The 6,999-nt window shown below is 70.4% G+C and carries 16 protein-coding genes; 7 read left to right on the plus strand and 9 right to left on the minus strand.

What is annotated here, in order from left to right:
• From IE290_RS37460 to IE290_RS37480, 5 genes are all read left to right on the plus strand, one after another.
• On the plus strand, positions 1-1,137 hold a 1,137-nt coding region (locus IE290_RS37460), incomplete at its 5' end, for a hypothetical protein (protein ID WP_229874944.1).
• Positions 1,138-1,145: 8 nt separating this feature from the next.
• Entirely contained in the window at positions 1,146-1,634 is a 489-nt protein-coding gene (locus tag IE290_RS37465; RefSeq protein WP_152870820.1) for a hypothetical protein, read from the plus strand.
• A 4-nt stretch (positions 1,635-1,638) separates the two neighbouring features.
• On the plus strand, positions 1,639-1,971 hold the full coding sequence (locus IE290_RS37470; protein WP_191249502.1) for a hypothetical protein: 333 nt from the start codon (positions 1,639-1,641) through the stop codon (positions 1,969-1,971).
• Between the two features lie 3 nt (positions 1,972-1,974).
• Positions 1,975-2,808: a M15 family metallopeptidase gene (locus tag IE290_RS37475; RefSeq protein WP_152870759.1), complete on the plus strand. Its 834-nt coding sequence runs from the start codon at positions 1,975-1,977 to the stop codon at positions 2,806-2,808.
• A complete protein-coding gene (locus IE290_RS37480) occupies positions 2,805-3,029 on the plus strand; it encodes a hypothetical protein (protein WP_152870757.1) in 225 nt (74 codons plus the stop codon). The genes IE290_RS37475 and IE290_RS37480 overlap by 4 nt, the downstream gene beginning before the upstream one ends.
• Positions 3,030-3,036: 7 nt before the next feature.
• Here IE290_RS37480 and IE290_RS37485 read toward each other — a convergent pair whose 3' ends face one another.
• Positions 3,037-3,342 (minus strand): hypothetical protein, encoded by a 306-nt coding sequence (locus tag IE290_RS37485; RefSeq protein WP_152870755.1) that lies wholly within the window; start codon positions 3,340-3,342, stop codon positions 3,037-3,039.
• A 353-nt stretch (positions 3,343-3,695) separates the two neighbouring features.
• Between IE290_RS37485 and IE290_RS37490 the strand changes: the two genes are divergently transcribed.
• Positions 3,696-3,941: a GntR family transcriptional regulator gene (locus IE290_RS37490; RefSeq protein WP_229874945.1), complete on the plus strand. Its 246-nt coding sequence runs from the start codon at positions 3,696-3,698 to the stop codon at positions 3,939-3,941.
• A 51-nt stretch (positions 3,942-3,992) separates the two neighbouring features.
• Here IE290_RS37490 and IE290_RS37495 read toward each other — a convergent pair whose 3' ends face one another.
• Genes IE290_RS37495 through IE290_RS37505 form a run of 3 tightly spaced genes read right to left on the minus strand, consistent with a single transcriptional unit; the run spans position 3,993 to position 4,860 of the window.
• Complete coding sequence (locus tag IE290_RS37495) at positions 3,993-4,148, minus strand: hypothetical protein (protein ID WP_191249503.1); 156 nt, start codon at positions 4,146-4,148, stop codon at positions 3,993-3,995.
• Positions 4,145-4,579 (minus strand): hypothetical protein, encoded by a 435-nt coding sequence (locus IE290_RS37500; protein WP_152870751.1) that lies wholly within the window; start codon positions 4,577-4,579, stop codon positions 4,145-4,147. The genes IE290_RS37495 and IE290_RS37500 overlap by 4 nt, the downstream gene beginning before the upstream one ends.
• Positions 4,576-4,860: a hypothetical protein gene (locus tag IE290_RS37505; RefSeq protein WP_191249504.1), complete on the minus strand. Its 285-nt coding sequence runs from the start codon at positions 4,858-4,860 to the stop codon at positions 4,576-4,578. Before IE290_RS37505 ends, IE290_RS37500 begins: the two co-directional genes overlap by 4 nt.
• Before the next feature lie 115 nt (positions 4,861-4,975).
• Between IE290_RS37505 and IE290_RS37510 the strand changes: the two genes are divergently transcribed.
• A complete protein-coding gene (locus tag IE290_RS37510) occupies positions 4,976-5,737 on the plus strand; it encodes a GntR family transcriptional regulator (RefSeq protein ID WP_191249505.1) in 762 nt (253 codons plus the stop codon).
• On the opposite strand, the gene IE290_RS37515 is transcribed toward IE290_RS37510, so the two are convergent.
• The 5 genes from IE290_RS37515 to IE290_RS38150 all read right to left on the minus strand — a co-directional run.
• Positions 5,716-6,051, minus strand: a complete 336-nt coding sequence (locus tag IE290_RS37515; RefSeq protein WP_191249506.1) for a DUF6221 family protein — start codon at positions 6,049-6,051, stop codon at positions 5,716-5,718. The genes IE290_RS37510 and IE290_RS37515 overlap by 22 nt on opposite strands.
• Positions 6,044-6,169 (minus strand): hypothetical protein, encoded by a 126-nt coding sequence (locus IE290_RS38370; protein ID WP_268246452.1) that lies wholly within the window; start codon positions 6,167-6,169, stop codon positions 6,044-6,046. Before IE290_RS38370 ends, IE290_RS37515 begins: the two co-directional genes overlap by 8 nt.
• Positions 6,169-6,522 carry a hypothetical protein gene (locus IE290_RS37520; protein ID WP_191249507.1) on the minus strand — a complete coding sequence of 118 codons (354 nt, stop codon included), beginning with the start codon at positions 6,520-6,522 and terminating at the stop codon, positions 6,169-6,171. Before IE290_RS37520 ends, IE290_RS38370 begins: the two co-directional genes overlap by 1 nt.
• Positions 6,519-6,665 (minus strand): hypothetical protein, encoded by a 147-nt coding sequence (locus IE290_RS37525; protein WP_191249508.1) that lies wholly within the window; start codon positions 6,663-6,665, stop codon positions 6,519-6,521. The genes IE290_RS37520 and IE290_RS37525 overlap by 4 nt, the downstream gene beginning before the upstream one ends.
• The coding region (locus IE290_RS38150) for a hypothetical protein (RefSeq protein WP_229874946.1) at positions 6,662-6,999 on the minus strand (338 nt) is incomplete at its 5' end. The genes IE290_RS37525 and IE290_RS38150, both read right to left, overlap by 4 nt.

Below are 6,999 nucleotides of genomic sequence, written 5' to 3' on the forward strand. Positions count from 1 at the left end.
TACCCCCAGCTGCCCGTGTTCCGGCACGCCGCGCCGGTCGCTGACGACTCGGCTCTGTTCGCCGCCCTGCTCGACGTGGACCAGGGCGACATCCTGATGATCGAGAACCTGCCGCTCGGCGACGACCGAGCGATGGTGCTTGGCTACCGGGAGACCATCACCCCGATCGAGCACCGGTTCACCTTCAACGCCGAGCCCGGCGACCCGTGGAACATCGGCGTCACCGACGACCCGGACACCCGCGCCGACGCCGAAGGCAGCACGCTCGCCGGCGCGGCCACCAGCACCGCCACGACGCTGTCCGTCGCCAGCACCACCGTGCCCTGGATCGACTCCGCCAGCTACGGCGACCAGTTCCCGTTCAACATCACCGTGGGCGGTGAGGAGATGACGGTGACCGCTGTCGGCCCTGCCGCGGTCGACACGTTCACGCGCACCGTGTCCGGCGGGTGGGGAACGGCGGACACCGGGCAGGCGTGGACCACCACGGGCGGGGCCGCGTCGAACTACTCCACCAACGGCACCGCCGGCCAGATGGCGTTGACCTCCGTGAACGTGTCCCGCTGGGCCAGCGTGCTGCTGGGGGTCGCCGACATCGACGTGGCCGCGTCGTTCGCCACCAGCGCGATCGCCGCCGGCGCCCCGGTCGTGGCGTGGCTCGCCGGCCGCTGGACCGACATCAGCAACTGGTACGCCGCGCGGCTGAACTTCAACACCGACGGCACGGTCACCCTTGGCCTGTGGACGAGCGTCGCGGGCAGCGAAACCAACCTGCTCACCTCCGCCTCGCTGGGCAGCTACACCACCGGCCAGCTGTGGCGCGTCCGGTTCCAGATCACCGGCACCACACTGCTGGCGAAGGCGTGGCGAGCGAGCGGAAGCGAACCGACCGAGTGGACGGTCGCCGCATCCGCAACAGCGATCGCTGCCGCCGGGGACCTCGGCATCCGCACCCGCTTGAACACCGGCAACACCAACGCCCTGCCCGTCACGATCACCGTCGATGACGTGCAGGTCAGCACCCCGCAGCGCTTCACCGTGACCCGTTCGGTGAACGGCATCGTCAAGGCGCACCCCGCCGGCGCCACCGTCCAGCTCGCCGACCCGGTCTACGCCGGGCTCGGCCCGACACTGTAGGAGGCACCGTGCCTACCTGGCTGGCAGGTCAGCGGGTCACCGCCGCGAAACTCGACGCGCCATACGCCCGCTACGCGCGCAACGCAGGCACGCAGGCGGTCGCTGCGAGCGCTGATACGCAGATCCAGTACCCCACGCTCACCTCCGGCGGATCGCCGCTCATCACCCCCGGCAGCACGCTCGGCCCGGGGCAGCCGTTCAACTACTGGAAGTTCGCGGCCGGCTCGGGCATCTGGCACGCCGACGCCAGCATTCGCGTGTCGACCCCGCACAGCACGTGGCAGATCACGGCCGCGATCGGCGCGACGGCGTGGGCCGCGGGCAACATCAAGAAAGTCGGCGCGTACGGCGACCTCAACGGGTTCGTCAGCGTCACCATCGACGCCTCCGCCAGCGAGCAAATCGTGTGCTTCTCGTGCTGGCAGAGCGGCGGCGCCTACACCATCAACGGCTCGTTCGGCCTCGCCACCTCCGTCGACTTCGTCAAGGTCGGGTGACCCGGTGAACGACTGGCTCAACTGGCTTGGCGGCGCCGGCGGGCTCGGCGCCGCGGGCAAGATCGCCTACGACCTCATCAAGGCCAGGGGCGAGTCCAAGAAGGTGAACGCGGATGCCGCGCAGATCCTCGTCACCACCGCGGCAGCGTCCGCGGCCGCCTACGCCGAAGACCTCGCCGAGGTGCGTCAGGAAGTGAAAGCGCTGCGGGCCGAGCAGACCAAACAGGACCGCCGGATCGCCGCACATCTGCGCTGGGACCGGCAGGTCGTCGACGCGCTGCGCGACCTCGGCGGCTCGATCGCCGACCCACCCCCGCTCTACGCCGAGGAGGCATGACCGATGCCCAAGTCCCAGAACGGCTACGCCGCGAACGACATCAGCCTGACCAAGATCTACGCCGTGCCCGGCACGACCCGGAACATCCGGCTCCGCAAGGGGCCGGCCGGTGAGCTGCTGGTGTGGGTGCTCGCCCAGTTCCACGCCCGGGTCGAGGACCTCGACGACGGGCAGCTGGACGACTGGGGCTACGCCGAACGCACCATCCGCGGCAGCAGCACGACCCTGTCCAACCACGCCAGCGGCACAGCAGCCGACGCCAACGCCACCCGACACCCGCTCGGCACCGACCCGACGGCGAACTTCAACGCGGCGCAGATCCGCACCATCCGCGAGATCGTCGCCGCCACCCGCGGCGCCGTGCGGTGGGGCGGCGACTACCAGGGCCGCAAGGACCCGATGCATTTCGAGATCGTCGAGGACGAGGCGTTCTGCGCTCGCGTCCTGGCAGACCTGACCACCGGCACCGAGGAGGACGACTTGACCCCCGACCAGAGCGCCAAGCTCGACCACATCTACAACCAGCTCGCCGGCTCGTTCAAAGCGCACGACTTCCCCGGCTGGGAGATCGACATGGGCAACGGGCAGAAGGTCCGGCTGACCCCGGTCGACATGCTGCGCGCGCTGTACCGCGGCGTGTTCGGGTTCGACCAGTCCCGGATCATCGGGCCGGACGGCAAGCGCGACCAGAACAAGACCAACCTGCGCGATCTCGTGTTCGACGGTGCGAAGTGGGAGTTCGAGGACCGCGCTCGGCTCGACCGGGTCGAATCGGCCCTGGGCAACCTCGCGGCTGCCGTCGACCGCATCGCGGCCAAGATCGGAACGGCGGGATGAACGTCGGCAAGCTGCTCGCTGCGCTGCGGTGGCTCGGCGGCCGAGTGGCGCCGGTTGCGAAGGCGCTGGGCGCGCTGGCCGGCGGCGCGACCGGCGTCGGCGTGGCCGCCGTGCTCGACGTCCTCGGCGTGCACGTCACACCCGAGGCCGCAACCGCGATCGCCGCGGTACTCGCCGCGATCGGCGCGCACCAGGCGCCGGCGAACAAGCCACGCAGCTGACCCCGTCTCACGTGCCCTGGTACTTGGTCTGCTGGCGCCCGGGCCGGGGCAGCGCGGCCGCTCGCCACATCGCGTCCTCGTCGCGCGCGAGCCGCCACGAGGCGTTCCGCGGGTCCGTCCGGTAGCAGGCCCAGCAGGTGTACTCGACCGTTCCGCCGCCGTCCGGGCTCCACCCCTGCCCGACCGCGCCCGGCGCGGCGAGGTCGTGGCCGGCCAACGGGCACCGGACCGGTCGGACCCGGCCGACGGCGGGAGGGCGCCTGGATTGCCACTGCTCCACGCCGATGATCGGCGTGGACGATCCTTCGCTCATGTGTTCGAGTATGCGAGCACGGACTATCGGGCGCGACCGCCGAAGGGTGGAGCCCCGGCGGTCGGCGCGCGACTCGGTCGCGTTCGTTGTCGGATGGGTTGCACGTGCATCCGCACCCGCCGGGGCTCCCCTGCCAGACGCTGGGGGAGCGCCGGCAGTCTGGGTGAGCCCGCCCGGGGTGCTCTGCCCGGGACATGGGACTGGAGTGGTTCCGGACGGGCTCCCGTGAAGCCTCACACTCCGCTGCACGATGTTCAATCGTCTATACGAGTGAACCAGCGTGGACGTGTGTGCACCTACCTGCACGTACCGCAACGAACCTGAACTAGTTGATCATCTAACGTCCACTGATCGTGGACCCAGATGCCAGGATCGATCCGTACGCGCCGCTGCCGCCGTTTCGGCAGCTGGTCGAGATCCTGACTGCGCGCATCGAGCGCGGCGACTGGCCGCCGGAGCGCCCGATCACCGCGGAAGCACGGCTGGCCGAGGAGTACGGCATCGCGCGCAACACCGTGCGGCGCGCGATCGCCGTGCTGACCGAGCGCGGGCTGTTGTTCGTCGTCCCCAAGCGTGGAACCTTCGTCGCGAAGCGGTAGCTGGAACCCCGGCTGGCGCGAGGGTCGGGAGCACCCGCGCCAGCCGGGGAGTCATCGGCGGTCGCGGCGCCCGCGCCGGTCGGGGCGTTCTTCGGTAGCCAGCTCGCCGACCGGGTCCAGGTTCTCGTCGAGCAGCTGGCCCGTCTCGATGTCGTACCGCTGGCCGGCGTCGTCGCCCCGGTAGCTCCTCAGCCCGTCGTCGTTCACCGCGCCGGCCTCCGAGGCGCCGGGATCCCCTCGCCCGGCCGGTCGAGGCGGCGCAGCCCGACGAGCACCCGCTTCGCCAGCTCGGCACGCATCCCGGGCGAGAGGTCCGGACCGAGCACCGCCGGTGCAGGTACCGACTGCGGTATCCGGCGCTCCAACGGCAACCGTGCACAGCCGATCGTCGTCGACGCCTCGATCACCGGCCGCCCGCGCTGCAGCGGCGCGCGCTCGCGCTGTGCGCGCGCCATGCAGCGCTCACAGGGCATCCCGCCGAACGCGGCGAGCCATTCCAGGTCTTCGGCCCGAAATCGCTGTCCGCACAGCGAGACCGGGTTGTCCGGGTCGTCCTGGGCAACGGCGAACAAGTGCACCTCGCGGCGAGTCTCACCGGCCGTACCGGGCGCCAGACGTCCGAGGAGCCGCACCGTCATGACCACCACCTGTCCTCGGGGCTGAGCTTGCCGATTGCGAGCCGGAGCCCGGCCGAGACGTCCACCGCGTCCGCCTCGTCGAAGTAGACGACCCTGTCCCCGACCTCGACGACCACGCGGTGGTCATCCGTAGTGCCGTAGCAGAGATCCACGGGCCGGCCGTTCTCGTCGACGCCGGTGCGCGTCCAGGTGAATCTCAGGCCCGGACGGGCGCCCGCTCGCTGGTCGCCAGCCGGGGGATCGGCGGGCGTCCGCTGGTCGTCGTCGTCGGCGTGGCTCATCCCGGCCTAGTCCACCCTCGTTCACTCATGGGCTCGTCTACTCGTACGTACGAGTTGAGGATGGCACCGGGGGTAGCCGTAGTCAACACGACTAGACGAGTGGGATGATCGAACGATGGTCGACCGATCCAGCGGCGTAGCCGTACACCGGCAGATCGCGACCGCCCTGCGAGACAAGATCAGCGCGGGCGAGTTCGCGCCCGGCGAGAAGCTGCCCAGCGAAACCCAGCTCATCGAGACCTACGGCGTGTCCCGCGAGACGGTGCGCAAGGCCGTGCAGCTGCTCGAAAGCGACGGCGTCGTCAACGTGCTGCAGGAGAAGGGCGTGTTCGTCCGGCCGCCCGCCGCCATCACCCGGCTGGCGCGCTCGCGGTTGTCCCGCGCGGCCAGGGCGAAGAACGAAGGCGCCTTCCTGGCCGACGCGAAGGCGCAGGGGTTCACGCCGAGCACGAGCGTGCGAGTTCGGTTCGAGCCCGCGGACGAACGCACGGCCGAACTCCTCGCGATCGAGCCCGGCGCGGAGGTGACCGTTCGAGACCGGGTCATGCGGGCGAACGGTCTCGTAGTGCAGCTCGCCGTGTCGCGGCTGCCGCGTGAGTTCACCCGCGGCACGGCGATCGAGGAGGTCAACACCGGCCCGGGCGGCGCCTACGCGCGGCTGGAAGAGGCCGGGCACGAGATCGGCCGATACGTCGAGGACACCGGGGCGCGCATGCCCACCGACGAGGAGCGCACGCAGCTGCAGCTGCCGCCCGGTACGCCGGTGCTCACCGTGACGCGCATCGCCTACCGCGAGGACGGCACCCCGCTGGAGATGAACGACATGACGCTGCCGGCGGACCGGTACCGGCTCACCTACGAGTGGGCGGCTGACTGATCACCGGGCCGCCACTCCTCGCGGTAGTCCGGGTGGTCGGCGTAGGGCAGGGCGAGGAGGCGCAGGACATGACGCGCCGATTGAGCCCGGCCCTCCATGAACTCGCTGCCCGCGCGGTTTTGGTCCAGCCACGCAGCGAACTTGATCACCTCACGTTTGGCCGCGATGTCGCCAGACCGGCGAGCGGGCAACCCGCACCGACAGACGAACTCCCACTCGTACGGAATGCGGGCGTCGCAGTCGGGCGTGTGGATCTCACCCAACTGCTCGTCGTCGTCGAGCCGGGCGCGAAGGAACGCGATCAGGTCATCCACGCTCGTCACCATCTCCCATCCGTGGGTTCAGCCCCGCGAACAGGGCGGGCGCCAGGGTAGCGGCGACCACCACGGCGAGGTCGAGCACGGCGTCCACGACCGCGCGCACACGTTGCATCACTGCTCGCCCCGCACTGCTCGCAGGAGGTGCTTGACGATGGAGTTGCTGGTGTTCGACGACCCGATCCCGTCCGCGAGGTCGGCGGCTTCCAGTAGCGCAACCGAGACGGCGAGGGCCTGTTTGGGAGGGAGATCGCTTCCCATCAGCACGTTGCCGATCTCGTAGGCGCGAGCTGCGTTCGGCCGGGTCGCCCGCTCGACGTGCACCCTGGCGATGCCGTCGGCGAGCACAGCCTTCACCTCCTCGCTGAGGTCGCCGCAGGAGCACTCCACGCGGACCGGCCGGTTCAGGTCGCCGTCGTCTTCGGTGAGTTCCGTGACGGTGATGGTGTGGTCGGCGCTGGTGGTCATGGCTGCTCGCATTCGACGACGGTGGTGCGGAGGTGGCCGGGGATCTCGCAGGGCGGGGCGGCCGGGTCTGGGCCGAGGGCGGACAGGGCGGTGATCAGGATGATGGCGGCGATTGCGGCAGCCGCGGCGAGTGCGCGCCTCATCGGCAGTCCCCGACGCACCGGATCACCGACGTGTTATCGCCGGTCGGTGCCCAGTCGGGCGCGGCGGCGCCGGGGAGCGTCCACACGTTCCCGCCGGCCTGGATCACCAGACCGGTCCCGATGAACGCCACCGGGAAGGCGAGGGCCAAGAACAGGATGCGCCAGCGCGTGAAGGTGGGCTGGACGCGATGCCTTCCGCGTGCACGATGGCGTCCGGACGTGCGCACGGAAACAGCACGAGAATGACGTGACTTCGGGGGGTACGCGGTGACATGAGGTGACACGCCGTTCGGCTGATCTGGCAGGTCAGCGACACCTGGCGACACGACGTGAC

It is taken from the genome of Amycolatopsis deserti (assembly GCF_014653945.1).
Classification (GTDB): domain Bacteria; phylum Actinomycetota; class Actinomycetes; order Mycobacteriales; family Pseudonocardiaceae; genus Amycolatopsis_E; species Amycolatopsis_E deserti.